The organism is Maribacter zhoushanensis (assembly GCF_029350975.1).
Classification (GTDB): domain Bacteria; phylum Bacteroidota; class Bacteroidia; order Flavobacteriales; family Flavobacteriaceae; genus Maribacter; species Maribacter zhoushanensis.
Genome location: NZ_JARKMR010000003.1, coordinates 107,517 through 133,953, shown reverse-complemented (window position 1 = coordinate 133,953; position 26,437 = coordinate 107,517). Strand labels below are relative to the sequence as shown.

Sequence of the window (26,437 nt, the reverse complement as noted above, 5' to 3'; positions counted from 1 at the left end):
CAACTTAGTTAAATCTAAAGACAGACTTTTTCTAACTAATTATGAATATGATTTTTTTACATGCCTATTATTTCTTTTTAAATAATTTAAACATATCATTATTATGGTATCAATAATCTAAAAATATATCCATATATTTAAAAGTTTGATTTTCAGACAATTAATTGATTACATGCTACGTTATATGAATGAAATTGTTAATTTTTTTATAAAAAAGTGCATTTCAACGACAAAAAAGTGCACTTAAAGGATGTTTTATTAATTTTTTTACCTAAATTTAACTCAACAACAACAATTATAGGCTCATTTACAAATTATACATCATGGATAGCTACATCATCACTTTAGGAACTTACCTTATTTTAATGTTATTTTTCAAGGTATTTTTTGCTGTTGCAGGTAAAGAATAAATTGAAATATCATAATGTTAAAATCACTTCACTATGTTGAAGAAAGATTTACGCATAAAATATTTAAGACTACGCAGTTCCCTAACAACCTCTCAAGTATCTTCACAAAGTATTGCAATTGCAAATTCAGTTTTGCAATTACCTATATGGAATAATCTTTATTTCCACATATTTCTTCCTATTGAGCAAAAATCTGAAATAGACACAGAAGGTATCATTTCAATATTACTCGGTTTAGACAAAAATGTAATTGTACCTAAAATAATTTCAGATACATCACTAGAACATTATCTTCTTACCGACAACACTAAATTCACTACCAATAATTTAAACATCCCTGAACCTGTGGATGGTATTACTATAGAAGCTAAAAAATTAGATGTTGTGTTTATTCCTCTTTTAGCTTTCGACGAGCAAGGAAACAGAATAGGATATGGAAAAGGATACTATGACCGTTTTCTTGGTGAATGCAAAGAAGATGTTATAAAAATTGGGCTATCATTTTTTGAAGCCGAAAGTAACATAGAAGATGTAGATACTACAGATATTCCCTTAGACTACTGCATTACTCCCCAAAACGTTTATTCCTTCAAAACCTCTTAATCCTGAAAAGTCTCGGTTTCTTCAGTTGACAACTCCTCTTCTTTATTAAAAGCTCTTTTGTTAAAAACCAATAAGATACCAACACCTGTACTTATTGCCGTGTCCGCAATATTAAAAACAGGCTCAAAGAACCTAAAATTTTGTCCGCCCACCATAGGCATCCAAGTTGGCCAAGTAGAATCTACCATAGGAAAGTATAACATATCTACTACTTTACCATAAAACAATTTACCGTAAGGTTCGTCAGAAAACAGCGTTGCTACTTCGTTATAACTTTCATTGAAAATAGCACCGTAGAAAACCGAGTCCAAAATATTACCCAATGCTCCTGCAAAAATTAAAGAAACTGCCCATATTAAAGTATTTGAAGCTTTCTTTTTAATGACATCAAAAAGCCAATATCCTATACCAAAAATGGCAAATAATCTGAATACGGTCAATACCAGCTTTCCTATATTATCTGAAATAGGCAACACATCACTTAATTTTGCACCCCAAGCAGCACCTTCATTTTCAATAAATAGAATTTTAAACCAGTTAAATACCTCAACTGACTCTCCCAATACAAAATGGGTTTTTATATAAATCTTACTCCATTGATCAATAATCAATATCAACAGAATAAATAGTACAGATTTTTTAATGTTCATGGGCTTTAATCAATGAGCGCAAAAATATAAATATTATTCGGTTTTAGAGAGATCAATATTTCCGGTAACGGTTTGTAGTTTAAAAGATGAATTTCCTGCCGGTATTACGTTTGAAGAAACTGAACCGTACTTACTAACGGCATCAATAGTAGCGGCGGCTGAAAAAACCTTAATATTTCCGCTTTGCGTTTTTATTTTTGCATTGGCAATAACATTGTTAAGTACACATGTACCATCTGATAAAGACACTTGTAATTTATTATACTTACCATCTAAAAGTACCCTGGTATTAGTTCCAAAAATTTCTAAATTCTTATAGGAGGGCACCTTTAATCTTAATAAAATAGAAACTACTTTATGGGCACTTAATTTATCATTTGGATTTTTAAAGCTAGGAGCAAAGCCCGCATTTACAAGTAGAGTAGACCCGTTTGTTGAAACTTCCAAATCCAAGTCTTGACTGTACTCGCCCTCCATTTCAGCTTCAACACTGATTTCATTATTATCACCTGTATGTAGCTCAACAATAAAGCAATTGGCAGCATCTACCTGAATTAAACTAATATGATCTGCTAATATATTTTTGTAAACCTTCTTCTGAGCACTAAGGCCAAAAGAAAATAGAAGCACGAAACATAACAAGGAAACTCTCAAAATTATGGCTATTAAAAAACGCCCCTAAAGGCGTTTAAATTATGATTGCATATTTTTAGCTTCAATGCTTAATGTAGCATGCGGCACAAGTTTTAATCGTTCTTTATTGATCAACTTACCCGTTACACGGCATATACCAAAAGTTTTATTTTCTATACGTAACATGGCATTTTTAAGGTCACGAATAAACTTTTCTTGTCTAATAGCCAATTGCGTGTTCGCCTCTTTACTCATAGTTTCTGAACCTTCTTCAAAAGCTTTAAAGGTAGGAGACGTATCATCCGTACCATTATTACCATCGTTCATGTAAGCACTTTTCAATAGCTCTAAATGGCTTTTTGCCTTTTCAACCTTTTCTTCGATCAATACTTTGAATTCTGCCAAATCTTTGTCAGAATACCTCACTTTTAAATCTTCTGCCATATTTTAATGTTTTTCAATAAACAATTTAGTCTTTACCTCATCAAAAGCAATATCTATGCCTTTTTCCAACTTTTCTACAAAATTAAGTTCGGCCGTTAATGTTTCTGCTTTAATATATTCTACATTATTTTCTACAGCAACTTCAACAAAACCATCTTTCAATATTTCAATTGCAATTTTATCGGTTACCTCAAAACCAGAATCTTTTCTAATATTCTGAATTCTATTTACCAACTCTCTTGCAACTCCTTCATTTCTCAATTCGTCATTAATAGTTACATCTAATGCAACGGTTAATTTACCAGAGGTCGCTACCATCCAACCTTCAATATCTTGAGAAGAGATTTCTACATCCTGTAACTGTAAAGTAATACTTTTATTTTCTAATTGGATTGTTAATTCGCCATCCTGCTCAATTTTTTGGATGTCATTCTGTTCAAAACCATTGACAACTTGAGCAATTTGCTTCATTTCTTTACCAAATTTTGGACCTAAAGTCTTGAAATTAGGCTTAATACGTTTTACCAATATTCCAGAAGCATCATCTAACAATTGAATTTCCTTAACGTTAACTTCAGATTTAATTAATTCTGAAACTGCTTCAATTTCTTCTCTATCCTTGTTATCAAGCACAGGAATCATGATTTTCTGCAAAGGTTGACGCACTTTTATCTTCTCTTTTTGACGAATAGACAGTACTAAAGATGATATTACCTGTGCTTTATGCATCTTCACTTCTAAGCTTTCATCAATAAGTGACTCATCTGCCACAGGGAAATCTGCTAAATGCACACTTTCAAAACCATCCTTTACGGTAGCTTTATTTAAATCTAAATATAAACGATCCATAAAAAACGGTGCAATAGGCGCAGAAAGTTTAGCCACTACATCTAAACAGGTATAAAGGGTTTGATATGCCGCAATTTTATCTGTAGCATATTCACCTTTCCAGAAACGTCTTCTACACAAACGTACATACCAGTTACTCAGGTTCTCTTGAACAAATTCTGAAATTGCCCTAGCAGCACGTGTTGGCTCATATTCTTCATAAGCTGTATCAACTGTTTTAATCAATGAATTCAACTCAGAAAGGATCCAACAATCAATCTCTGTACGTTCTGCCATTGGTACATCTGCCTCAGCATACGTAAATTTATCTAAGTTGGCATACAATCCAAAAAATGAATATGTATTATACAAAGTACCAAAGAACTTACGCTTAACCTCTACTATACCTTCTGTATCAAACTTTAAGTTATCCCAAGGGTTGGCATTACTGATCATATACCACCTTGTAGCATCTGCACCATGATCGTTCATTGTTTCAAACGGATCTACGGCATTGCCCAAACGCTTAGACATTTTCTTACCGTCCTTATCTAAAACCAGCCCGTTAGATACCACATTTTTATACGCAACAGAATCAAAGACCATAGTGGCGATTGCATGCAAGGTATAGAACCAACCACGTGTTTGATCAACCCCTTCTGCTATGAAATCTGCAGGAAACGTTTTTCCTTCATCTATCAATTCTTTATTCTCAAAAGGATAGTGCCATTGTGCATATGGCATAGAACCACTATCAAACCAAACATCAATCAGATCACTTTCACGTTTCATTGGTTTTCCAGAAGCGGAAACCAATGTTATTTGATCAACTATATTTTTATGTAAATCTATTTTATCATAGTTCTCGTCAGACATATCATCCACTACGAAGTCTGCATAAATATCTTTTTCCAATACTCCCGCTTCAACTGCCTTCGCCATTTCTGACTTTAGCTCAGCAACAGAACCTATAATAATTTCTTCTTTACCATCTTCTGTTCTCCAGATCGGCAATGGAATACCCCAATAACGTGACCTAGAAAGGTTCCAATCATTTGCATTTGCCAACCAATTACCAAATCTACCTTCACCAGTTGCTTTTGGCTTCCAGTTGATCGTTTGGTTAAGACCGAACATTTTATCCTTAACATCCGTCACTTTAATGAACCAAGAATCTAAAGGATAATATAATATGGGCTTATCCGTACGCCAGCAGTTAGGGTAACTGTGTACATACTTCTCTACCTTAAAGGCCTTATTTTCTTCTTTTAGTTTAATGGCAATTTCAACATCTATTGAACGTTCGGGCGCTTTACCATCTTCATAATATTCGTTCTTTACGTACTTACCGCCCAATTCTTTCAACTCTGGCCTAAACTTACCTTGTAAGTCAACAAGGGGCACTAAGTTGGCATTTTCATCTAGCACCAACATTGGCGGTATTTCAGGAACCGCCTGCTTTGCTACAAAAGCATCATCTGCACCAAAAGTAGGCGCGGTATGAACAATACCCGTACCATCTTCAGTGGTAACAAAATCTCCTGCAATAATTCTAAAAGCGTTTTCTGCGTTTTCATATGGCAATACATAATCCAATAACTGCTCATATCTTATTTCCAATAGATCTTTTCCCTTAAATTCCTTAACAACGTAGTAAGGTATTTTTTTATCGCCAGATTTATACTCCAACAATGCCGACTTCTCTGTTACCTCCGTGAACTTACCTGAGAATTGTTTACCTACCAAATTCTTGGCAAGCACTACATTCATTGGCTCAAAAGTGTACTGATTATAAGACTCTACAAGCACGTAGTCAATTTTTGGTCCTACTGTCAATGCCGTGTTGGAAGGTAATGTCCAAGGTGTTGTCGTCCAGGCCAAAAAGTATATCGTTCCTTCATTCTGCAAGAAATCCGGCAAGGTTTCTTCTACGGCTTTAAACTGAGCGGTCACCGTAGTATCCGTTACATCTTGGTATGTACCTGGTTGGTTTAGCTCATGCGAGCTTAAACCTGTCCCTGCCTTAGGGGAATATGGTTGTATAGTATACCCCTTATAAATTAAATCTTTAGAATAGATTTGTTTTAACAACCACCATACCGTCTCCATATATTTGGACTTGTAAGTGATATAAGGATCTTCCATATCTACCCAATAGCCAACTTGTTCGGTCATTGAATTCCAAACATCTGTATATCTCATTACCGCTTTTTTACAGGCGGCATTATATTCTTCTACAGAGATTTTAACTCCAATATCTTCTTTTGTAATACCCAATTCCTTTTCAACACCCAATTCTATTGGAAGACCATGAGTATCCCAACCAGCTTTACGCTTAACTTGATAACCCTTCATGGTTTTATATCTTGGAAAGATATCCTTAATGGTTCTAGCCATTACATGGTGAATACCCGGCATACCATTTGCCGAAGGCGGACCCTCATAGAAAACATAGCTGTCTTTACCCTCACGAGTAGCGATGCTTTTTTCAAAAATGTCATTTTTTGACCAGTAGTCAAGTATTTCTTCTGCGACCTTTGGTAAATTCAATCCTTGATATTCTGTGAACTTCATACGAAATGCTTATGGTACTAGGTTTAAAAGGCTGCAAAATTATAAAATTTTGATCAAAAAGGAGCGTATTGACCGTACTGAAATACCTATAAACCATGTATTAATGAATTTATTAACGTCATAAACATCCAAAAGTTAAATTTCTACGTATATTACCACGAACAAATAACCATTTAAGTTTACAAAAATGAAAAAAGTAATTTTAGGATCATTAGCAATTTTAGCACTTAGTTTATCTGTTTCTTGTAGAGATGCAGCTGATAAAGCAAAATCTGCAACAGAAGAAGCAGGAGCTGCTTTAGAAAATGCTGGTGACGATTTAAAAGAAGCTGGCGAAGGAGCAATGGATGCTGCTAAAGAAGCTGGTCAAGAAGGTATGGATGCAGCAAAAGAAGCTGGTGAAGGAGCAATGGATGCTGCTGGTGAAGCTGCTGATTCAGTAAAAGAAGCTGGTCAAGAAGGTATGGATGCTGCTAAAAAAGCAGGTGAAGATACTATGGATGCCGCTAAAAAAGCAGGTCAAGATGGTATGGACGCTGTAAAAGAAGCAGGTAATGACGTAAAAGATGCTGCTAATAGTGCGGCTGACAAAGCAGCTCAAAAAGCTGAAGACGTAAAAAATGCGGTTAAACACTAACAATAACCCTTTTTTTTATAATTTTAAAAGACCCGTTAATAGCGGGTCTTTTTTTATTTAAAAATGATATCCTACTCCAAGAATTATATTTAAACCTGGTGCAACTATACCAGATGAATAAGTTCTATAACGCTGATCAGTTAAATTTTCTATACTCGTAGTGACTTTAAGATCATTGGTAACATCATATTGCGATCGAAAATTTAAAGTATACCAAGATGGAGAAAACGGATTGCCGTTTTCATCTACCGCATAAATATATTCCTTAGCCTGTTCTGATACTGCCAAATCTTCGTTTGCTATCTCTCCGTTATAATTCAAGAATACATCTGTTCGTAATCGTTGATTTTTCCATACTATATGAAAATCTCCAAATGTTGGTGCCGCATGACGTGCAGGAGTGTCAGATCCATCATCTTCCTCTTCTACGCCCTCTGTCAATGTTAAGTTAGATGATAACGACCATTGCTCTGTCAAATAAGCCTCTAACCCAAATTCAAAACCATAGACATAAGCTTTAGCAGCATTTTGAATTGCCTGCACATTACTCAATTCGCCTCCATATTCAATTTCAGAGATGCCGTTATAGCTAAAATCTCTTCTCACCAAGGCATCTACTAAATAGGTATAATAAGCCGTTCCCTTTAAAATAATCTTATCATTAATATTACGTTGCACCCCTATTTCGGCATTATAGGCATATTCAGGTTCTAAATCGGGATTAGGAACCACTACCGATCCAGGTTCAGAATCAAATATCTTACCCACGTCATCAATATTAGGTGCCCTAAAACCTGTTGAACCATTTAATGTCACTTGAAGATTTGCCCTTGGAAACCAACTAAAGCCCAAACTACCCGTTAATGCACCTGTACTTAAATCTGCTGTCTCAAACGGAAAATCATAAAAAGTATCATCAAACACTGCATCTACCCAGACATGACTATACCTTAACCCAGACATAATCGTAAAATTAGGTTTTGCCTTATATTCCCCATTTGCATAACCTGCCAAACTTTGCCAAGTAGAACCATCTGGATATCTGGAAGCTGCATTTGTTTTTTCTTCAGTTACAATATTAAAATCATTTCCTGTTGACCTTACCTTGTTATAAATATATTCGGTACCATAATAAAGCTTAAAATTTCCAATTTTCTTATTCTCAAAATCAATATTAAAGTTTACGGCATCTACTTTTTCTTTTGTAGAATTTCTGATCTCATCTTGAAAATCTCTATTAATTCTGCTTTCTTCAAAATGCTGATAAGCCAAACCTAATTTTAAACCATCATACACCTTTCCGTTTCCTTTTTTCTGTACTTGGGCATTTCCCATAAACCATTTCTGAGGACCATAGTACCATTCTGCCGAGCGCAACCCTAAACCATCACTTGCCGGTCTTATAAATCTATCATATCTAGAATAGTCTGAAGTTTCGGTATAGTATGCTCCCAAGTTTACATCCCATTTAGCATTAGGCTTGTACAAGAATTTTTGCATTAAATTTAGTTGGTCATACCCTGTTGGCACTTGTTTTTTGGGAGAAGCATTTTCAACTAGTTCATCAACACCATTAGTAGTTTGTACGTAAGTATTTCTTAGATAAGAATCTGGACCATGTGAACCCATTCTTAAATCTTGAAAATTATTATAGGTAACACTCGTTAGTGACGACCATGTTTTTTTTCCTAGGTTAATATCTGCATGAACTGTATTTTCCATGTTCGCTGATGCAAACCTATAATTTGCATTACCATGTACCAAAAGACTATCATTCTCAGATAGCATAGGCTTTTTAGTGTAGAAGTTCATCACCCCTCCAATAGCATCACTGCCATAAATAACTGAACCCGGTCCAAATATTACCTCTGTATTCTTAACGGTAAAAGGATCAATAGAAATTACATTTTGCACATTACCCCCTCTAAATATAGCGTTGTTCATTCTTACCCCATCTACAGACAACAACAATCTATTGGTTGCAAAACCACGTATCATTGGGCTACCACCACCCATCTGACTTTTTTGCACAAAGACCTTTCCGCTATTTTGGAGTAAATCTGCAGAAGTTTGGGGTGCAGAAAATGCTATTGACCTAGCATCTAAAGAAATAATTCTATTTGGAATATCTCTCTTTTGCTGTTCCCACTTAGAAACCGACATGACCACCTCATCTAATTGTTGGACTTTCATAATTAAATAAGCTCTTTGACCTTGCCTTTGTAGTTGTAATCTTGTGGTTTTAAATTCTTGATACCCTATATGTTTTAGGGTGATGCGCTCCTTAGCCATAAATACCGAAGCATCAAAAACCCCATCAAAATTTGATAATGCAATTTTAGATTTGTCTTTGTTATACACGGCAACATTGGAAATCTCTTCTCCACTATCGGCATCTAAAACGATAATCTCTTGAGCATTGCCAAGACAACAACATAAAAAAAGTGCTAATACTAAATACTTATACATAGGTATTGAAAACTTCATTTAAAACGGCAAGCGACTTTGGTTTCCTAAATCCCTGTAAATGCAATTCAAAATAAAGTATTAGGGATTTCAGTAATTCTTGGCGATTGGTTTTTTTCATCTTTACGGTATGCATTGCATCAAAATTTGTGCCCAATAAGGTCTTGAAATAATAAATATTTTCACCTCTCAACATAGGGTTCAATGATTCTACTGCTGCAAATTCACCTTCCAACAAATCAAAATAAGGCTTATCTATCTGATATACATCTGGATAAAAACCTAAATACCGTGTCAACGACAACATAAAATAGAGATGAAAATTAGCAACATCTTTATGCATATCTAACCATTGCAACGATGCTTCTAGAAATTGAAACAAATCTTCATTCATTTCTTCTTCACGTATACTATTGCTCAACAGCTCTGCCAAGAACAAAGTCATGGCGTTTTTTGCCATGTCTGCATATAATGTTTGGTAATGATAGAACACCTTGGCTTCTTTCAGTGTTTCTAAAGTACCCTTGTTTTTGTGGTTTGCAACAATCTCTAGTTGTGTTAAAGGCTGAAAATAAGCAGTTTTCAATTTCCCTTTTTTTGAAGACAAAACACCACGTAATAGATAAGATTTAATTCCGTCAGATGCAGTAAAGGCTTTTACAATAAGGCTTGTGTCGCCATATTTTAGTGCAGAAAATACTATCGCCTTTGTGGTTACCTGCATATTATAACATCTGTTTAAACAAAGATAGTTGATTGAAGTTTGGTAACGAAAAGGTATAAAAAAATGCGAGGCTCCACTATAGAACCTCGCATTATAAATATATGTGCTTTAGCTAATCTAATTTCTAGATCACACCTTGTGCAAGCATTGCATCTGCAACCTTAACGAAACCAGCAATGTTGGCTCCTTTTACATAGTTACAGAAACCATCTTCTTCTTTACCGAATTCAATACAAGAATCATGAATATCTTCCATAATATCTTTTAAACGCTCATCTACCTCTTCACGTGTCCAGCTAATTCTTAATGAATTCTGAGACATTTCCAATCCTGATGTTGCTACACCACCGGCGTTTGAAGCTTTACCTGGTGCAAACAATATTTTTGCGTTGTTGAATTCATGAACAGCATCTGTATTACAAGGCATATTTGCACCTTCTGCAACACACATACATCCATTTTTCAATAGATTTTTAGCATCTTGTTGATCTAACTCGTTTTGCGTTGCACATGGTAATGCAATATCACATTTTACTTCCCAAGGTGTTTTACCTGCGTAAAATTCTGCAGAAGGATATTTATCTGCATATTCAGAAATACGCCCTCTTCTATTATTCTTAAGATCCATTACAAAAGCAAGCTTTTCATCATTGATGCCGTCTTTGTCGTAGATATAACCACTAGAATCTGAAAGTGTCACCACTTTTGCACCTAATAAAATTGCTTTTTCAGCAGCGTACTGTGCAACGTTACCTGACCCAGAAATTACTACAGTCTTACCATCAAAACTTTCGTTTTTTGTCTTAAGCATACTTTGTGCAAAATATACGGTACCGTAACCTGTTGCTTCTGGTCTAATTTTAGAACCACCCCAAGAAAGACCCTTACCGGTTAATACACCCGTAAACTCATTTCTTATCTTTTTGTACATACCAAAAAGGAAACCTATTTCACGAGCACCAACACCAATATCACCTGCAGGAACATCTGTGTTTGGACCAATATGTCTATTCAACTCTAACATGAAGGCATGGCAAAAACGCATTACCTCATCATCAGATTTACCTTTAGGGTCAAAATCAGAACCACCTTTACCACCACCCATAGGTAATGTTGTAAGACTGTTCTTGAATACTTGCTCAAAAGCTAAGAATTTTAAGATACTTGCATTTACGGTAGGGTGAAAACGCAAACCACCTTTATATGGCCCAATAGCAGAATTCATTTGAATTCTATAACCACGGTTTACATGAATTTCACCATCATCATCTACCCAAGCAACTCTAAAAGAAATTAAACGCTCTGGCTCAACCATTCTTAAAAGAATGTTCTTACCATTATATATGTCTTGACTTGCAATATATGGTATAACTGTTTCTGCAACTTCTTGCACCGCTTGAATGAATTCTGGCTCATGTCCATTTCTGGAGATAACCTCGTCCATAAATGCTTTTATTTTATTCTCCATAAAGCTATTTAAACTTATTTAAATTATTGATTTCAAAATATAACGTCAAAATTATGCTATTTGTGTAATTTGATTGCTTATTTTTTTAAAATTCGATAAAAATTGTTGTTTTGACAACAAACTACCTATACTTGCTACATTTAATTTAACATTTAGGGCATTATCCTATCGCTTGTTCTATATCTGCAATTAAATCATCAACATCTTCAATACCAACACTTAATCTTATCAATGCATCTACCACACCGCTACTAAGTCGTTCTTCTTTTGGAATACTTGCATGGGTCATACTTGCAGGGTGACCTGCTAGACTTTCCACACCACCTAAAGACTCTGCCAATGTAAATACTTGTAACTTTTCTACAATCTTAACGGCATCTTCATAACTACCTCCTTTTGGCACAAATGAAATCATACCTCCAAAATCTTTCATCTGCTCTTTTGCAATTAAATGATTAGGATGATCTTCAAAACCGGGCCAGTATACCTTTTCAATTTTAGGATTGTTTTTAAGATACACTGCTATTGCTTTACCATTTTCGCAATGGCGTTGCATGCGTACATGTAGGGTCTTTATTCCCCTTAACACCAAAAAACTGTCCATGGGGCCGCAAACCGCACCGCTGGCATTTTGTATGAAATAGAGTTTATCTGCCAATTCTTTGTCCTTAACTACCAATGCCCCAACGACTGTATCGCTATGACCACCAAGGTATTTAGTAGCGGAATGCATAACAATATCTGCACCCAATTCTAAAGGTTTTTGCAAATATGGCGTAGCAAATGTATTATCTACCGCTAGCAAAATATCAGAATTCATAGTTAAATCAGCTATTGCCTTTATATCTATAATATTCATCATTGGGTTAGTTGGTGTTTCTACCCAAATTAATTTTGTCCTTGAATTTATCTGATTACGTACGGCATCTGCTCCTTGCATCCCTACAAAATGAAATACAATACCAAACTTTTCGAAAATCTTTTTGAATATTCTGTAGGTTCCTCCATAAAGGTCATTGGTTGAAATTACCTCATCTCCTGGTTCCAATAATTTAATGACTGCATCTATTGCCGCAATACCGCTGCCAAAAGCCAGACCATATTCCCCTCCTTCTATACTTGCCAATGAATTTTCTAACGCTGTTCTTGTAGGGTTTGCACTTCTAGAATATTGAAATCCCTTATGACCACCCGGTGTAGTCTGGGCATAAGTAGAGGTCTGATAAATTGGCGGCATAACTGCACCATAAGCTTCATCTGGTTGCTGACCTCCATGTATGGTCTTGGTATTAAATTTTAAGTTTTTAGAAGCCATATTCAAGTATTTATAACACAAATGTATCGTTATCTTTCGGGGAATACAATGAAGCTGTATTTTTACAATAAATCTAATCTTTTCATGAAATCTAAGCTTACCTGCCTACTTATCTGTTTTCTGTTACTTGCCTGTAATAACAAGAATTCGCTTTCTTTTGAACCATTAACTATCGCTACAGATTCTTGCGAAAATTGTACTTCTGTACGCATAGAAATTCCGCAAGCAAACGGAAAAACAAAAATCAGCAAAACCATCAACGCAGCCTTAGAAAGTGAAATTATAGCATTGCTGAATTTTTATGAGGAAAGTAACGCACAAAATCTTGAAGAAGCAAAAGAGACATTTCTAGATGATTACAAAGAAGTAAACGGAAAATTTCCAGAAGAATCTATGCCTTGGGAAGCTACTGTTGAAGGGAATATCACTTTTGAAAACGAAAGCATCATCACCATTAAATTAGAATCTTACATCTATACTGGTGGGGCACACGGATATGGTACCAACCGATTTTTAAATTTTGATAAACTTAACGGCACCGAATTATATCAAGAAGATTTATTCACCGATTTAGAAGAATTTAAAACCTTCACCGAAACACTTTTTAGAAAACAAGAAAACATACCTGCAGAAGGTTCCATTAACGACACCGGTTTTATGTTCGAAACAGAGCGTTTTTATTTACCCGATAACATGGGGTATACAGAAAACGGACTACTACTATATTATGAACCTTACGAAATAGCATCTTTTGCAGATGGTCCAATCATACTGACTATACCTTACACAGAGGCAAATACTTTTTTAAAGTACCCCAAAGAACTTTAAGACAACTGTTTTAACAAAAGACTAATCTGCCCAAGGTGCAACCCTTCATGTAATAAATTAAACACTATAGCATCGTCAACATTCTTAAGCGTAACCTTTGCACTTGTTGTATACTCGTTAAATGATTGGAAAAGTGCCGTATTATAATCCTCAATAAGCCATTCTGCCGTAGAAATTAAAAAATCTGCTACCATCATCATCTCTTCTTCGGTTGCTGTACCATCTGGCACGGTACCTTTACTGAATTTGGCAACTAATTCATTTGGTATACGCATTTGCAAACCACTTAACTTGTAGATAAGAAGTTGTTGCGTTGCTACTGTATGTGCAATATTCCAATAAACGTTATTATTGAATCCTTCAGGTATTCTAAGCAATTTTTCTTTAGGAGTCTTTGTTAATATCGCATGTAGATTTTTACGATTTTGCAACATAATACCAAATAAATTCTCTGTCATCATTTCACATTTTAAGGTTTGTAAAAATAGCACAATTAATGATATTTAGGTTTCTTTGTATTTCTAAAGTCTACATCTAACTAAGGTGTTTTACTTTCAGAAAGACATAAAAACATCTTCCTTACAATCATACACATGAAAAAAATATATCATTTAAGTACTTGTACTACTTGCCAACGTATTATTAAAGAACTGCAACCTCTTACTAATTTTGTATTACAAGACATAAAAACAGAACCTATTACTACCTCTCAACTTGAAGAAATGCATAGACTTTCTAACAGTTATGAAGCTCTTTTCAGTAAAAGAGCTGTTTTATACCGAGAACGCAATCTTAAAGAACAAAACTTATCTGAAGACGATTTTAAAGCGTTGATTTTAGAACAATACACTTTTTTAAAACGCCCCGTAATTATTGTTGACGAACAAATATTTATTGGTAATAGCAAAAAAGTGGTTGAAGCCGCTAAAATGGCAATACACCCTTGAGCAAAAGGTTATTAGCCATACTTGCCGCCATTGGAGCGACTACGATATATGCCTTAAACCATACTATTGCAAAAGGTGTTATGCCACATTATGTGCAACCTTTTGGATTCATTATTCTTAGGGTTTTGGGTGCTGCAATTCTATTTTGGCTGATATCACCTTTAGGACCAAAAGAACATATAGACCCTAAAGATTATCTTAGAATGTTAGTTTGTGCCATATTGGGTATGGCTTTCAACATGTTAGTATTCTTTAAAGGTCTATCTCTTTCTACTCCTATTAATAGCGCAGTACTGATTACAACGTCACCAATTATTGTTCTTATACTGTCTGCCGTAATCTTAAAGGAAAAGATTTCTGGCAGAAAAATATTTGGTATTGGGATAGGGTTATTAGGCGCTTTAGGTTTAATACTATTTAGTGCAGAAGTTAGACAGGATGCTCCAAATATTCCGTTAGGTAACTTCCTGATTTTTCTGAACTCTATGTTTTACGGATCTTATTTAGTACTGGTAAAAGTATTGATTAGCAAATATCATCCGTTTACATTTATGAAATGGCTTTTCTCTTTAGGCGTGCTTATCTGTTTGCCTTTTGGATATCAAGAATTTATAGATATTTCGTGGAGTACCTTACCTTTTGAAGCTTATTTTGGGATTGGGTTTGTAATTATAGGGACCACCTTTTGCACTTACCTATTCAATATTTTTGCTCTTACCCAGCTTAAGGCATCTACTTTAAGTGCTTTCGTTTATGTACAACCATTATTAGGTATAGCTTATGCAGTTATTACTGGTCAAGATACCATTACAACAGTAAAAATTGTTGCTGCTTGTTTTGTATTAGTTGGTGTTTATCTTTCTAGCAAAAAACCTAAAAGACAACTTCAGGGACAATAAATATGTGATTTTTTAGCATTTTCTAAATTCATCGATAAGATTTCTACAGCCTTATTTTCATCTCGGTGATGCATGGCAGAAACAAGGTCAAGATGCATTTTCAAAATTAAATGCAAAGGTCTATTCAAACCCATCAAATCCATAAAAGGTAATATTTTCGCAGACTTGTACATTTCATACAACGTTCTATTTCCACAGCTTTTAATTATGAATTCGTGAAAATATCTATCAATTTTATAGAAAACATAACCGTTTTTAGGTCCATTTTCAAATGGCACCAAAAGACTTCTTAAATCGTCAATTTTAGATTGCGGAGCATTTTGGGTAAATAGTTTTACAGCCATGGTTTCCAGTGCAATTCTACAGTCAAACATTTCTGAGATTTCTTGCTCACTTAATTCTCTAACGGTAAGACCATTGTCCAAACTACCCACTAGAAGACTCTCTTGTTTCAATTGTAGCAACACTACCGGAACAGTGTCGTCTTTTATATTTAAAGTATGGGACAGCCTATGTTCTGTTATGAGTTGACCAGGAACCAGTTTTTTGGTTACAATCAACTTTTTTACTTTACCGTAAGTGTCCTTAAAAATTTCTTCTGGTAGGCTGACCATTAAATATAAATGTTAGTATTGGTGGTTATTATAACTTAACAGTCAAAGAGGGGGGTACTAACTGTAATTCATTGTGTCACTTAAAAATAAAGTATTTAACATTACAATTCTTATAAATTTTTAGGAATTTTCAAAAAGCGCCTTGTGTCTTCTTTCGTCAAAACCCTAAAACCATCTGCTTTTTCAATGTTACTAAATTTACTTAGCAATTCTTCTGCCAGCCCCGTTAGCTTTCTTGATTTTAAATTGATCCATGCGCCCATCATCTCACAACGAGCAATATTTTCTCCTTTATCATTATAAAAATCATGATAGAATTCAAAAAACTTTCCATCTTCACTTAGTCCCTTTATTTCTAAAGAGACTTTAATATTATTCCCTAAAAAGGCTTCCTTAAAATAATACATATGTTCATAAAAAGCCACAGGACCTATTTTATAGTCTACCATTGTCTTTTGGTTAAAACCAAGCTCCATTAAAAAAGCCAATCTTGTGTGGCTCATAAAATTAACAAATGCCGAGTTTGCCAAATGACGATTTGCATCAATATCACTCCACCGTACTTCAAAATCCTTTGTATACATTCTAATAATTTTTGCTATGCATGCATAATACTTTATAAAAATACCATAGTTTTGAAATGTAAGAACTAAAGAACATCGTTTTTTATAGTTATTTTTAAGTCACGTTCAAAATTTACATCACTATGTCAAACAAACCCGCTTTCATCAAAGAGTTATCCTTGCCTGCAGTTGCAGCACCAATGTTTTTAATATCTGGACCACAATTGGTAATAGAATGTTGCAAGAATGGCATTGTTGGTACTTTCCCTGCATTGAACCAACGTACCAGCGAAGGTTTTGAAGAATGGCTTATTGAAATCAAATCTGCCTTAAAGGCATTTGAAGAAGAGACCGGAAAAAAAGCGGCTCCGTTCGGTGTAAATTTAATCGTGCACCAAACAAACCCTAGATTAGAGGCAGATATAAAACTATGCGTTAAACATAAAGTACCATTGATTATTACTTCTTTAGGTGCTGTTTCGCAAGTTGTAGATGCTATACATAGTTATGGCGGATTGGTTTTTCACGATATTATTAAAAAGCGTCATGCAGAAAAAGCGGCCGAAGCAGGTGTTGACGGATTAATTCTTGTTGCTGCCGGTGCAGGCGGTCATGCAGGTACCATCAACCCAATGACCTTGGTTGCCGAAATAAAGAAATTTTTCCATAAAACTATTCTCCTTTCCGGTTGTATCAGTACTGGTAGAGACATAGCCTCTGCCCTTCAAATGGGTGCAGATCTAGCATATATGGGTACAAGATTCATTAATACCAATGAAAGTAAGGCCACACCAGAATATCGACAAATGATTATTGATGCAGGCGCTAGCGATGTGGTTTATACTGCTTCTATTTCTGGTGTACATGCCAATTTTCTTGGCGCCAGTTTAAAAGCGGCAGGTATAACAGAAGAAGACCTTAAAAAAGATGTCAAAATAGATTTCGGCAAAGAAATGAATACTGAGGCAAAAGCTTGGAAAACTATTTGGTCCGCAGGTCAAGGCTCTGCATTAATAGATGACTCTATAGCTGTCACCGAACTGGTATCACACTTAAAAGCGGAATTTAAAGAGGCTATAGAAGAACAAATGAAGGTTCTAGAAACATACCCTAAGTAAACATAATTTTAGCTTTTACAAATAGATGCCTTTAATTGACTCTACATACAATCCGCCATTATTTTTTAAAAGCGGACACCTATCTACCATATATTCCGGGTTGGTTAGAAAAGTAGGTGATTTAGAGCAAATACGCATTCGTATTACCCTGCCTGACTCTGATTTTTTAGATACAGACTGGAGCTATGCTTCAGCTCCTTCTAAAAAATTAGTGATTATAATTCATGGTCTAGAAGGGAGCTCTAAGAGAGCTTATATACAGGGTAGCGCCAAAGTTTTAACACAATCTGGTTATGATGTTTGTGCCATTAACCTAAGAGGTTGCAGTGGCACTGCCAACAAATTATTTAGATCTTACCATTCTGGGGCTACCGAAGATTTACAAGCTGTTATTGAACATGTTTTACATTTAGATGAATACAAAAGTATATATCTGCATGGCTTTAGTCTTGGCGGTAATCTACTTTTAAAATATTTAGGCGAGAAAAGAGAAAGGGTCAATGAAATTAAAGGAGCAGTTGCCATTTCGGTACCTTGCCAATTAGCAGACTCACTGCACCAGCTACTTCAGTTCAAGAATGCCATATATGCCAAACGGTTCAAGGGAAATCTTATTAAAAAACTGAGATTAAAACAAGAATTATTTCCTGAGCTTATTTCCGATACAGATATCGGCAATATTAAGACTCTCAAAGATTTTGATGATTTTTACACTAGCAAAGCCCATGGTTTTAATGATGCAATGGACTATTATGCAAAAAGCAGCAGTCTTCAATTCTTAGACAATATTAAAGTACCTACTTTAATAATAAATGCACTGAATGATTCTTTTTTAGGATCTGAATGCTACCCTGTAGAGATTGCAAAACATCATAGCAAGCTTTTTCTAGAAATGCCTAAATATGGCGGTCATGTTGGGTTTTACGGAAACAATAACTACACTTATACAGAAAGGCGTACACTAGAATTTTTAGATAATATTGCCTAAGTTTATTGAACAAATACAAAAACATTCATCTAATTTGTTACTTACTTTAGATTATTAGTTAAAAACTAAAATGGTTACTTGTTTATATACACTTCTACCCGCAAAAATTCATATATTAGTCGCTCAATTTACTGACAACACTTAAAAGAAAGTTACGTATGCGCAAATTATTCACCTTATTAGCTCTTGGCACAATGATAATTAGTTGTGGCGAGAAGAAGGAAGAGAAAAAAGATGGTTTTGAAATGAACAGAACCAAAAAAGAAGCTAAAACAGAAACGGCAAGTGAAGGCGTGCCAGTTGATTTAGATAATAAAGGAGTTGGTCCTATTACCAGTGTTACTTTTGATGACGCTGTTAATGAAGAAATGGCCGCTGCAGGTAAAGAAAAATTCCAAACAATTTGTACTGCTTGTCATATGGCAGAACAACGTATGATCGGACCTGCACTAAAAGGTGTTTACGAACGTAGAAGTCCAGAATGGGTAATGAACATGATTATCAACCCTGATAAAATGTTGAAAGAAGACCCTATTGCAAAAGCATTATTGAAAGAATACAACAATGCCATAATGCTTAATCAAAACTTAAAAGAAGATGAGGCACGTAACATAGCAGAATATTTACGTACTCTTTAGAGTTAAACGCCAACCTAATACCGAAAACCCTTTCATGTACATGAAAGGGTTTTCTTTTTTACTTCATTTTAATGGTCACTTTTAAGCGTATGTTTTCATGACTTTTTACGACCAATTAAATATTAAACGATACATATATGCAAAACGATAAAATAAAAATAGATATAGTTTCTGATGTTGCTTGCCCATGGTGTTATGTTGGTAAGAAAAGATTAGAAAAAGCAATAAAAGAATGGGACGGAGCAGAGATAGAAATTGAATGGCATCCTTTTCAACTAGACCCTAACATACCAAAAGAAGGGTTAGATAGAGATACCTATCTCACTAATAAATTTGGCAGTGTAGAAGGACCACTTGAAATGACCAAAAGATTAGAAGAAAGTGGCAAAGAAGAAGGAATTAATTTCAACTTCGGAAAAGAATGGTTGGCGGTAAACACATTGCCCTTACATCAACTTTTACACGTTGCCGGGGAAGAAGGTTTTAAAGACGCTCTAAAAGAACGATTTATGAAAGCGTATTTTGATGAAAATCTTCATTTAAACGATGTTGCCGTTCTAAGTGCTATTATGGCCGAATATGATTGGTCCTCAGAAAAAACAGAAAAAACTCTAAATGATGATGCTATTGCCTATGCGGTAAAGCAAGAAATAGCACATTACCAGCAACGAGGTGTAAATAGTGTACCTTTCTTTATCATCAACGATAAATTCGGTATAAGCGGTGCACAACCACCTGCTGCATTTTTAGAAGCCTTTCAACAAGTGGCTCCACTAAAAATAATTGCCACAGGTGATAGTTGTGATCCATCAACAGGAATTTGCTAACTTAACATTAGCTAAAAGAAAATATTAATTTATAAAACAAAAGATATGAAATCATCATTTTCTGATATCATTAAAGGGGACACTCCAGTTTTAGTTGACTTTTTTGCTGACTGGTGCGGACCATGCAAAACACTAGCTCCTATTTTAAAAGATGTAAAAGGAGATTTGGGTGACGCTATCAAAGTTGTTAAAATAGACGTAGATAAAAATCAAACTCTAGCTTCGCAATATCAAGTTAGAGGTGTACCTACTATGATTCTTTTTAAAGACGGTAAACAGGTTTGGAGACAATCTGGTGTAGTACCTAAAAATGATTTATTACAGATTATTAAATCTAATTAATAGAATTTTAAACATACTGGACTAGGCAAATCAACCTGGCTCACAAAACTTAGAGTGCCATTTTCTGCATTTCTATTAAAAACAACAATATTGTTGCTACGTTGATTTGCTACCAGTACATATTTACCCGTAGGGTCAATAGTAAAGTTTCTTGGCCAATCGCCCTTTACAGACTCCCTACCTACTAATTCTAAGTTTCCGGTAGTTTTATCGACCTTAAATATTACTACAGTATTCTCCCCTCTATTTGTACCGTAAAGAAATTTGCCATCTGGGGATAAATGAATATCTGCGCAGAAACTCTCCCCTTCAAAATCCGATGCTACGGTATCATAGGTTTTCTTTCCATAATACTTGCTCTCTTCTTTTTGAAACATTGTTATCGTAGAATTCAATTCATTGATGACGTAAAGAAATTCTTCATCACTAGAGCTTACAAAATGCCTAGGTCCTGCACCTTCCGCAACCACTAATTCTTTCTGATTGCTTGGAATAAATTTTCCATTAGATAAGATGTACTTTTTTATTCGGTCAAGACCTAAATCAGACACAATTAATTCGCCATTTAAAAATGAAGACATGTGCGCATGGGCTTTTCTCGTCGTATCTAAAACTTTATGATCTATAATCTGTGGAGAAGGTTTTAGATTTCCATTTTCTAAAGCATTATAAACCGCTACATTACCCCCGGTATAGTTTGCTGCAGCCACTAGCTTGCCATCATTACTTACACCAACAAAGCATGGGTGTGCACCATGTGTAGATTGCTCTTCCACATAAACAAGAGAGGTATCTTTTACCCTGAATGTGGTAATTGAACCATCATCTTTTTTATAATCATTGACCTCGCTAACTGCATATAAAGAATTTTTATCTGGAGAAAATGCGATATATGATGGACTTTTAATTTTGGCTGCTAAAGTTTGGTTTGTCAACTCACCGGTACCTAAATTAAGATGGAATCTATAAATACCTTCGCTACCATTATCGGTATAGGTACCTACAAAAAGAACTTCCTCATTTTTTGACTCTTCCACCTTACAACTGTTTAAAATAATCAACCCAATAATTGCGATAAGCAAACTAACTTTACTCTTCATATTTCTAATACTCTAATCTATTAAAATTCTCCCGTACAAAAAGGAAAATCAATCTTCTATTACAATCAATAAATGTATAAAAGAATTGTCCAAAAAATAAGAATAATTCAATTCTATGTAACAAAACCTTAGAATTTACTACATATAAGAAAGACAGAACGATGGGATACGGAGGACAACCAATGAAAGTAATAAAAGCGAACAGGGCCTTACTTAAAAAAAGTAGAAGCTTTAAAGAGCTTCGCAAAGATTATTTAGATTATACAAAAGAAACAAAGTTACACTTCAAAGAACTTACCGATTTTGAACGCAAAATGGTGCGTGACAGAATAATAGCCCAAGCTAAAAAAGATAGTATACAAGAGGTCGGGATTTACATTCTTTCCATAACTATTGTTATAGGTGCATTCTATGCCATCTATTATTTTAACTCCTAATCTTGAGTTTTATAAGCCCCACAACTTAAAAGGATTTTTAGTTTCTGGTTCATCTACTTTTGATTTGGAAAGAGGCTTGTCTACCATTACCTTATACGTAGGGTCTTCCATTACGTTTACGTCTATAATATCATCTGCAGCTGCCAATAAACGTATACAATCATTACTCAAATGACGTAAATGAACTTTTTTACCCACTTGGGCATAACGTTCGGTAATCTTATTCAAAGCTTCTATACCGCTCATATCTGAAACGCGACTTTCTTTAAAGTCGATAATAACTTCGCTTGGATCACCTTGAACATCAAATTTTTCATTAAAAAGCGTAGTAGAACCAAAGAACAAAGGTCCATAAATTTCATAATGCTTTACCCCGTTTTCATCTACATACTTTCTAGCTCTAATTCTCTTGGCACTTTCCCAAGCAAATACCAATGCAGATATGATTACCCCTATCAATACCGCTAATGCCAAATTGTGGAGTACTACGGTAATTAAAGTAACTAAAATCATTACAAAAATATCTGACCTAGGCATTCTTCTCAAAGCTTTAAAACTTGCCCACTCAAACGTACCTACAGAAACCATAACCATAACACCAACCAATGCAGCTATGGGTACCAATTCTATTACCGGTGCCCCAAACAATATAATCACCAATATGGTCAAGGCAGCTATTATACCTGATAAACGCGCTCTAGAACCAGCTGATAGGTTGACCAAAGTCTGTGCAATCATTGGGCAACCACCCATACCACCAAAGAAACCGTTCAATATATTTGCACCACCTTGTGCCAAACACTCTCTGTTACTATTACCTTTTGTATTGGTAATCTCATCTACCAAGTTCAAGGTCAATAGACCTTCTGTAAGACCTACAGCTGCCATTATTAACCCGTATGGCAATATAATTTTAAAGGCTTCTAACGTAAAGGGAATAGTTGGTATATGAAAAGATGGCAAAGACCCACTAAGCGATTTTAATTCTTCTCCTGGTAACGTATCTTGATTTATAATATCTACTACTTGTTTGGTCTCAATATCTAAAAAGTACACTACTAGAAACACAACAATGATTCCTATTAACGAAGCGGGTACCGCTTTGGTAAGTTTAGGAACAAAAACAATTATTGCAATAGTGAACAACACCAAACCTACCATAGTATACAATGTAGCACCTGTTAGCCAAACTGCAGCATCACCCACACCAACTTTAAATTGATCCATTTGCGCCATAAATATAATAATGGCCAAACCGTTCACAAACCCAAACATTACCGGCTGTGGAACCAAACGAATGAACTTTCCTAACTTTAAAAATCCTACAATCAATTGAAAAACACCTGCCAAGGCAACTGCCGCAAAAACATATTCTAAACCATGAGAGTTCATTAATGCCATTAAAACAACTACGGTAGCTCCTGCTCCACCAGAAATTAAACCAGGTCTTCCACCGAAAATTGCGGTCACCAAGCCCATTATAAATGCACCGTACAAACCTACCAATGGTGAAAACCCTGCAAGTATGGCAAACATCAACGATTCTGGAATCATTGTCATTGCAACCGTTAATCCCGCTAAAATTTCATTTTTATAATCTACTTTCTGATTGAAATCGAAAATATTGAGGTACTTCTGCATGCTCGATGAATTTAAGGGCGCAAAAATAAGTCATATTTACCGGCCTCGCCACTAACTAACATAATATTACCATATTATCTGTCTACCAGGCTTTTAATCCCAATAATTTCTCTCCCAAAGGTGATAATTTAGCAGTATCATATTTGGTTTGCTCCCATTTACGTGGATCGCCCGGAAAAGCATATCCTTCTGGTGCAATTTTGTTCTTCCAAGAATTAACTCTCCAATTACGCATTTCTTCATTTTCTGGCTCGGCAGGCATCATTGAAATGTATTGTGCAATTCTAACTTTATCCTTAGACTTATTTGGTCTAATGCCATGGGGTTCCGTACTGTTAAAAATTAACAGATCGCCAGCCTTCATTTTCACTTTTACAATTTTATCTTCTAAACCATCTAATGAAGGCTGAAAACGATCGCGGTCTTCTGGTTGTGTCAGTTTCCAAGAATTGTAATTGCGATACAACCACGGTATACATTGAAAGCCTCCCATATTCTCATCATCTTGGTCAGCTAATGCCAATACTCCTTGGACATTTTGTGGCTTGGTTTCCGGATCATAATCCCAATGTATAAATCCTTTCTTGTCTACTCCTGGTGGTAACGGGAAATTTAAATTTGCCCGATCTATTGTAACCCAAAGCTTTTCTGTTCCCCAAACATCTACAAAAGCATCATATACTCTTTGGGTCTGTCTATTGTTCCATAAATGTTGATGGTTATAAACCTCAACCATTCCCGTTCCCATTAGTTCTTTCATTTTCATTTCTGCCCTTGGTGGAGCGTACCAGGTTGAAGAATCCGTAGGGCTCTTTTCGTCAAACTCCCAAAGAAAATCTGCAGTTGCCTTTGCTTGCTCTAAAGACACCGCATTATTTATTACTATATAACCATTCTCTAACCAAAACTTCCAATCCTCTTCGCTGAGTGCTCGAAGTGGTTTACCATTTGATCTATCGTTCAATTTTTTCTTACTACTGGTTGCTGTTGATGGATTACCGGGTTTATCTTTATGTGCTTTATTTCCCTGCTCAACTTTATTATTTGTCTGTTGCATCGTATAAAATTTAAGGTTGAAGTATTTTATAAAACTACTGAGCGTTAGCAACTTGAACTACCGTAATATTGACCATAATTTGAACAATATTGATTTTTTAGGCACGCCTCATTAAATTTAACTGCAATTTTGTTACATTTAATCTTATGAAGGTAGAACTAGAAACTATTGACCCCGCTTCTAAAAGTCCGTTTAGGCTATTACACGACCCCAAGCTGAGCCATCTTTTTTATTGGCATTTTCATCCGGAATATGAACTGGTATATATTGAAGGCGCCAACGGCACAAGACATGTAGGAGACCACATTTCTGAGTATGAAGAAACAGATTTGGTTCTTATTGGTTCTAACATACCACATCTAAATTTTGACTACGGTGTTAAGACTACCTATCGCGAAGAGGTTTTACATATTAAACCTACTTTTAAAGATACTTTTGTAGACCCTATTCCTGAATTGAAAAACTTGAATAGATTATTGGATCTATCCAGATACGGAATTGCTTTTCACGGAGAAACTAAAAAAGTGGTGGGCGAATTATTAAAAGAACTTCACACCCTAAAGCCTTTTGAATATTTTATGGCTATCATGAATATTCTTAAAAGACTTTCTCAAAGCAATGAATTTGAACTACTACATAAAAAACCTTATAAGAACAGGTACAGTAAAAAGGAGCAAAGTAGAATTCGTGATATTTATGCCTTGATCGATGAACGTTACCAGGGTAAAATATCTGTAGATGAAGTTGCTAAGTTCTGCAACTTGACCAAACCTGCTTTTTGTCGCTACTTTAAAAAAGCGACCGGTAGTACTTTTATTGAATTCTTAAATCAATATCGCATCAGCCAATCGCAACGTTTATTACTAAACGGAAAAAATGTGAGCGAAACCTGTTTTGAATGCGGATTTGAAAGTCTGTCTTACTTCAACAGAACTTTTAAGAAGGTAACGGGAGAAAATCCATCTGCATTTAAAAAAAGACTTCAAACTAATTAATTGCAATAGAATTATAATCAATAGAGGAAACAATTAAAACCATACCGTGTTAATTTTAGCAAAGCATAATGCATGCACTTTTTCAACTCTTAAATAAAGTGTACAACCTCTAAAATTCAACCATGGAAATTTTTGACCCACTTACTTTCAAAACTGTTTTTCAAATTTGTATTGCAGCAGTTTTCATCTATTTATACATGATGTTCATTACTAGGGTAACCGGTAAAAGAACTTTTGCAAAAATGACAAGTTTTGACTTTGCCGTAACTATTGCCATGGGATCAATTTTAGCAGATGCGGTTAACAAGCCAGTATCTAGCTTAATGCCTGCTATGGTTTCTATTGCCCTACTTGCAGGTCTACAAGCATTGTTCGCCAAATTACTGTCATCATCTAATTCTGCACAGAAAGTTATGACCAACACCCCTATTTTGTTAATGAAAAATGGCACTATCTTAAAAAACAATTTAAAGAAAGCTTTAGTGAGCCAAGCTGATTTAATGGGGAAATTACGTGAAGCAAATGTTTTACAGCTTTCTGAAGTAAAAGCCGTGGTATTTGAAACTACGGGAGATATTTCTGTTCTTCACACAGATACGCTTAGAGAAGTAGATTCTATAATTATGGAAGATGTTAAGGATGACGCATAAAAAAGTGCCCTGCAAATATTTTGACAGGGCACTCTTGAGAC

At 35.1% G+C, this 26,437-nt stretch carries 27 protein-coding genes; 13 read left to right on the top strand and 14 right to left on the bottom strand.

What is annotated here, in order from left to right; translation table 11 throughout:
* Positions 1-443: 443 nt before the first annotated feature.
* A complete protein-coding gene (locus PXD56_RS11040) occupies positions 444-1,013 on the top strand; it encodes a 5-formyltetrahydrofolate cyclo-ligase (protein ID WP_276493402.1) in 570 nt (189 codons plus the stop codon).
* On the opposite strand, the gene PXD56_RS11035 is transcribed toward PXD56_RS11040, so the two are convergent.
* The 4 genes from PXD56_RS11035 to ileS all read right to left on the bottom strand — a co-directional run bounded on the left by PXD56_RS11035 (position 1,010) and on the right by ileS (position 6,142).
* On the bottom strand, positions 1,010-1,663 hold the full coding sequence (locus PXD56_RS11035) for a lipoprotein signal peptidase (RefSeq protein WP_276493401.1): 654 nt from the start codon (positions 1,661-1,663) through the stop codon (positions 1,010-1,012). The two genes, PXD56_RS11040 and PXD56_RS11035, sit on opposite strands and share 4 nt — an antisense overlap.
* A 33-nt stretch (positions 1,664-1,696) precedes the next feature.
* Positions 1,697-2,293, bottom strand: coding sequence for a DUF4097 family beta strand repeat-containing protein (locus PXD56_RS11030; RefSeq protein ID WP_276493400.1), 597 nt, complete (start codon positions 2,291-2,293; stop codon positions 1,697-1,699).
* A gap of 63 nt (positions 2,294-2,356) precedes the next feature.
* Complete coding sequence (locus tag PXD56_RS11025) at positions 2,357-2,740, bottom strand: TraR/DksA family transcriptional regulator (protein ID WP_276493399.1); 384 nt, start codon at positions 2,738-2,740, stop codon at positions 2,357-2,359.
* 3 nt (positions 2,741-2,743) lie between these two features.
* Positions 2,744-6,142, bottom strand: a complete 3,399-nt coding sequence (gene ileS, locus PXD56_RS11020) for an isoleucine--tRNA ligase (protein WP_276493398.1) — start codon at positions 6,140-6,142, stop codon at positions 2,744-2,746.
* A gap of 187 nt (positions 6,143-6,329) precedes the next feature.
* Here ileS and PXD56_RS11015 point away from each other — a divergent pair, with 187 nt between their 5' ends.
* Complete coding sequence (locus tag PXD56_RS11015; RefSeq protein ID WP_276493397.1) at positions 6,330-6,779, top strand: hypothetical protein; 450 nt, start codon at positions 6,330-6,332, stop codon at positions 6,777-6,779.
* 57 nt (positions 6,780-6,836) lie between these two features.
* Here PXD56_RS11015 and PXD56_RS11010 read toward each other — a convergent pair whose 3' ends face one another.
* The 4 genes from PXD56_RS11010 to PXD56_RS10995 all read right to left on the bottom strand — a co-directional run bounded on the left by PXD56_RS11010 (position 6,837) and on the right by PXD56_RS10995 (position 12,752).
* A complete protein-coding gene (locus PXD56_RS11010; protein WP_276493396.1) occupies positions 6,837-9,248 on the bottom strand; it encodes a TonB-dependent receptor plug domain-containing protein in 2,412 nt (803 codons plus the stop codon).
* Positions 9,241-9,969 carry a DNA repair protein RecO gene (recO, locus tag PXD56_RS11005; protein WP_276493395.1) on the bottom strand — a complete coding sequence of 243 codons (729 nt, stop codon included), beginning with the start codon at positions 9,967-9,969 and terminating at the stop codon, positions 9,241-9,243. Before recO ends, PXD56_RS11010 begins: the two co-directional genes overlap by 8 nt.
* Before the next feature lie 124 nt (positions 9,970-10,093).
* Positions 10,094-11,437, bottom strand: coding sequence for an NADP-specific glutamate dehydrogenase (gene gdhA / locus PXD56_RS11000; RefSeq protein WP_276493394.1), 1,344 nt, complete (start codon positions 11,435-11,437; stop codon positions 10,094-10,096).
* 160 nt (positions 11,438-11,597) lie between these two features.
* A complete protein-coding gene (locus PXD56_RS10995) occupies positions 11,598-12,752 on the bottom strand; it encodes a cystathionine gamma-synthase (RefSeq protein WP_276493393.1) in 1,155 nt (384 codons plus the stop codon).
* Positions 12,753-12,836: 84 nt separating this feature from the next.
* Between PXD56_RS10995 and PXD56_RS10990 the strand changes: the two genes are divergently transcribed.
* The gene (locus tag PXD56_RS10990; protein ID WP_276493392.1) at positions 12,837-13,580 is read left to right on the top strand and encodes a DUF3298 and DUF4163 domain-containing protein; all 744 of its coding nucleotides are present in this window, start codon (positions 12,837-12,839) and stop codon (positions 13,578-13,580) included.
* Here PXD56_RS10990 and PXD56_RS10985 read toward each other — a convergent pair.
* A complete protein-coding gene (locus PXD56_RS10985) occupies positions 13,577-14,038 on the bottom strand; it encodes a DinB family protein (protein ID WP_276493391.1) in 462 nt (153 codons plus the stop codon). The genes PXD56_RS10990 and PXD56_RS10985 overlap by 4 nt on opposite strands.
* A gap of 135 nt (positions 14,039-14,173) precedes the next feature.
* Between PXD56_RS10985 and PXD56_RS10980 the strand changes: the two genes are divergently transcribed.
* Entirely contained in the window at positions 14,174-14,527 is a 354-nt protein-coding gene (locus PXD56_RS10980) for an arsenate reductase family protein (RefSeq protein ID WP_276493390.1), read from the top strand.
* Entirely contained in the window at positions 14,524-15,426 is a 903-nt protein-coding gene (locus PXD56_RS10975; RefSeq protein WP_276493389.1) for a DMT family transporter, read from the top strand. Before PXD56_RS10980 ends, PXD56_RS10975 begins: the two co-directional genes overlap by 4 nt.
* On the opposite strand, the gene PXD56_RS10970 is transcribed toward PXD56_RS10975, so the two are convergent.
* Together PXD56_RS10970 and PXD56_RS10965 are read right to left on the bottom strand one after the other, a co-directional pair.
* Entirely contained in the window at positions 15,414-16,040 is a 627-nt protein-coding gene (locus PXD56_RS10970) for a GntR family transcriptional regulator (protein WP_276493388.1), read from the bottom strand. The two genes, PXD56_RS10975 and PXD56_RS10970, sit on opposite strands and share 13 nt — an antisense overlap.
* Positions 16,041-16,150: 110 nt before the next feature.
* Positions 16,151-16,624, bottom strand: coding sequence for an acyl-CoA thioesterase (locus PXD56_RS10965; RefSeq protein WP_276493387.1), 474 nt, complete (start codon positions 16,622-16,624; stop codon positions 16,151-16,153).
* A gap of 122 nt (positions 16,625-16,746) precedes the next feature.
* On the opposite strand from PXD56_RS10965, the gene PXD56_RS10960 reads away from it, so the two are divergent.
* The 5 genes from PXD56_RS10960 to trxA all read left to right on the top strand — a co-directional run bounded on the left by PXD56_RS10960 (position 16,747) and on the right by trxA (position 20,516).
* Positions 16,747-17,721, top strand: a complete 975-nt coding sequence (locus tag PXD56_RS10960) for an NAD(P)H-dependent flavin oxidoreductase (RefSeq protein WP_276493386.1) — start codon at positions 16,747-16,749, stop codon at positions 17,719-17,721.
* 25 nt (positions 17,722-17,746) lie between these two features.
* Positions 17,747-18,709 carry a YheT family hydrolase gene (locus tag PXD56_RS10955; protein WP_276493385.1) on the top strand — a complete coding sequence of 321 codons (963 nt, stop codon included), beginning with the start codon at positions 17,747-17,749 and terminating at the stop codon, positions 18,707-18,709.
* 158 nt (positions 18,710-18,867) lie between these two features.
* Entirely contained in the window at positions 18,868-19,347 is a 480-nt protein-coding gene (locus tag PXD56_RS10950; RefSeq protein WP_276493384.1) for a c-type cytochrome, read from the top strand.
* 137 nt (positions 19,348-19,484) lie between these two features.
* On the top strand, positions 19,485-20,174 hold the full coding sequence (locus PXD56_RS10945) for a DsbA family oxidoreductase (RefSeq protein WP_276493383.1): 690 nt from the start codon (positions 19,485-19,487) through the stop codon (positions 20,172-20,174).
* Between the two features lie 45 nt (positions 20,175-20,219).
* Complete coding sequence (gene trxA / locus PXD56_RS10940; RefSeq protein ID WP_276493382.1) at positions 20,220-20,516, top strand: thioredoxin; 297 nt, start codon at positions 20,220-20,222, stop codon at positions 20,514-20,516.
* On the opposite strand, the gene PXD56_RS10935 is transcribed toward trxA, so the two are convergent.
* Entirely contained in the window at positions 20,513-21,616 is a 1,104-nt protein-coding gene (locus PXD56_RS10935; protein WP_276493381.1) for a lactonase family protein, read from the bottom strand. The two genes, trxA and PXD56_RS10935, sit on opposite strands and share 4 nt — an antisense overlap.
* A 161-nt stretch (positions 21,617-21,777) precedes the next feature.
* Here PXD56_RS10935 and PXD56_RS10930 point away from each other — a divergent pair, with 161 nt between their 5' ends.
* Positions 21,778-22,053 carry a hypothetical protein gene (locus tag PXD56_RS10930; RefSeq protein ID WP_276493380.1) on the top strand — a complete coding sequence of 92 codons (276 nt, stop codon included), beginning with the start codon at positions 21,778-21,780 and terminating at the stop codon, positions 22,051-22,053.
* A 9-nt stretch (positions 22,054-22,062) separates the two neighbouring features.
* Here the strand turns inward: PXD56_RS10930 and PXD56_RS10925 are convergent, their stop codons facing one another.
* Together PXD56_RS10925 and PXD56_RS10920 are read right to left on the bottom strand one after the other, a co-directional pair.
* The gene (locus PXD56_RS10925; RefSeq protein WP_276493379.1) at positions 22,063-23,694 is read right to left on the bottom strand and encodes a SulP family inorganic anion transporter; all 1,632 of its coding nucleotides are present in this window, start codon (positions 23,692-23,694) and stop codon (positions 22,063-22,065) included.
* Positions 23,695-23,776: 82 nt separating this feature from the next.
* Positions 23,777-24,751, bottom strand: a complete 975-nt coding sequence (locus PXD56_RS10920) for a phytanoyl-CoA dioxygenase family protein (RefSeq protein ID WP_276493378.1) — start codon at positions 24,749-24,751, stop codon at positions 23,777-23,779.
* Between the two features lie 146 nt (positions 24,752-24,897).
* Here PXD56_RS10920 and PXD56_RS10915 point away from each other — a divergent pair, with 146 nt between their 5' ends.
* Together PXD56_RS10915 and PXD56_RS10910 are read left to right on the top strand one after the other, a co-directional pair.
* Positions 24,898-25,746, top strand: a complete 849-nt coding sequence (locus PXD56_RS10915) for a helix-turn-helix domain-containing protein (protein WP_276493377.1) — start codon at positions 24,898-24,900, stop codon at positions 25,744-25,746.
* A 122-nt stretch (positions 25,747-25,868) separates the two neighbouring features.
* The gene (locus PXD56_RS10910; RefSeq protein WP_276493376.1) at positions 25,869-26,396 is read left to right on the top strand and encodes a DUF421 domain-containing protein; all 528 of its coding nucleotides are present in this window, start codon (positions 25,869-25,871) and stop codon (positions 26,394-26,396) included.
* Positions 26,397-26,437 lie beyond the last annotated feature (41 nt).

Bases quoted from the DNA above. Each gene is read 5' to 3' on its own strand.
- PXD56_RS10950 (WP_276493384.1), top strand. From the start codon at position 18,868: ATGCGCAAATTATTCACCTTATTAGCTCTTGGCACAATGATAATTAGT.
- recO (WP_276493395.1), bottom strand. From the start codon at position 9,969: ATGCAGGTAACCACAAAGGCGATAGTATTTTCTGCACTAAAATATGGC.
- PXD56_RS10910 (WP_276493376.1), top strand. From the start codon at position 25,869: ATGGAAATTTTTGACCCACTTACTTTCAAAACTGTTTTTCAAATTTGT.
- PXD56_RS11025 (WP_276493399.1), bottom strand. From the start codon at position 2,740: ATGGCAGAAGATTTAAAAGTGAGGTATTCTGACAAAGATTTGGCAGAA.
- PXD56_RS11010 (WP_276493396.1), bottom strand. From the start codon at position 9,248: ATGTATAAGTATTTAGTATTAGCACTTTTTTTATGTTGTTGTCTTGGC.
- PXD56_RS10980 (WP_276493390.1), top strand. From the start codon at position 14,174: ATGAAAAAAATATATCATTTAAGTACTTGTACTACTTGCCAACGTATT.
- PXD56_RS10920 (WP_276493378.1), bottom strand. From the start codon at position 24,751: ATGCAACAGACAAATAATAAAGTTGAGCAGGGAAATAAAGCACATAAA.
- PXD56_RS11040 (WP_276493402.1), top strand. From the start codon at position 444: ATGTTGAAGAAAGATTTACGCATAAAATATTTAAGACTACGCAGTTCC.
- PXD56_RS10945 (WP_276493383.1), top strand. From the start codon at position 19,485: ATGCAAAACGATAAAATAAAAATAGATATAGTTTCTGATGTTGCTTGC.
- PXD56_RS10935 (WP_276493381.1), bottom strand. From the start codon at position 21,616: ATGAAGAGTAAAGTTAGTTTGCTTATCGCAATTATTGGGTTGATTATT.
- ileS (WP_276493398.1), bottom strand. From the start codon at position 6,142: ATGAAGTTCACAGAATATCAAGGATTGAATTTACCAAAGGTCGCAGAA.
- PXD56_RS10990 (WP_276493392.1), top strand. From the start codon at position 12,837: ATGAAATCTAAGCTTACCTGCCTACTTATCTGTTTTCTGTTACTTGCC.
- PXD56_RS10985 (WP_276493391.1), bottom strand. From the start codon at position 14,038: ATGACAGAGAATTTATTTGGTATTATGTTGCAAAATCGTAAAAATCTA.
- trxA (WP_276493382.1), top strand. From the start codon at position 20,220: ATGAAATCATCATTTTCTGATATCATTAAAGGGGACACTCCAGTTTTA.
- PXD56_RS10995 (WP_276493393.1), bottom strand. From the start codon at position 12,752: ATGGCTTCTAAAAACTTAAAATTTAATACCAAGACCATACATGGAGGT.
- PXD56_RS10930 (WP_276493380.1), top strand. From the start codon at position 21,778: ATGGGATACGGAGGACAACCAATGAAAGTAATAAAAGCGAACAGGGCC.
- PXD56_RS10925 (WP_276493379.1), bottom strand. From the start codon at position 23,694: ATGCAGAAGTACCTCAATATTTTCGATTTCAATCAGAAAGTAGATTAT.
- PXD56_RS11035 (WP_276493401.1), bottom strand. From the start codon at position 1,663: ATGAACATTAAAAAATCTGTACTATTTATTCTGTTGATATTGATTATT.
- gdhA (WP_276493394.1), bottom strand. From the start codon at position 11,437: ATGGAGAATAAAATAAAAGCATTTATGGACGAGGTTATCTCCAGAAAT.
- PXD56_RS10965 (WP_276493387.1), bottom strand. From the start codon at position 16,624: ATGTATACAAAGGATTTTGAAGTACGGTGGAGTGATATTGATGCAAAT.
- PXD56_RS11015 (WP_276493397.1), top strand. From the start codon at position 6,330: ATGAAAAAAGTAATTTTAGGATCATTAGCAATTTTAGCACTTAGTTTA.
- PXD56_RS10970 (WP_276493388.1), bottom strand. From the start codon at position 16,040: ATGGTCAGCCTACCAGAAGAAATTTTTAAGGACACTTACGGTAAAGTA.
- PXD56_RS10955 (WP_276493385.1), top strand. From the start codon at position 17,747: ATGCCTTTAATTGACTCTACATACAATCCGCCATTATTTTTTAAAAGC.
- PXD56_RS10960 (WP_276493386.1), top strand. From the start codon at position 16,747: ATGTCAAACAAACCCGCTTTCATCAAAGAGTTATCCTTGCCTGCAGTT.
- PXD56_RS10915 (WP_276493377.1), top strand. From the start codon at position 24,898: ATGAAGGTAGAACTAGAAACTATTGACCCCGCTTCTAAAAGTCCGTTT.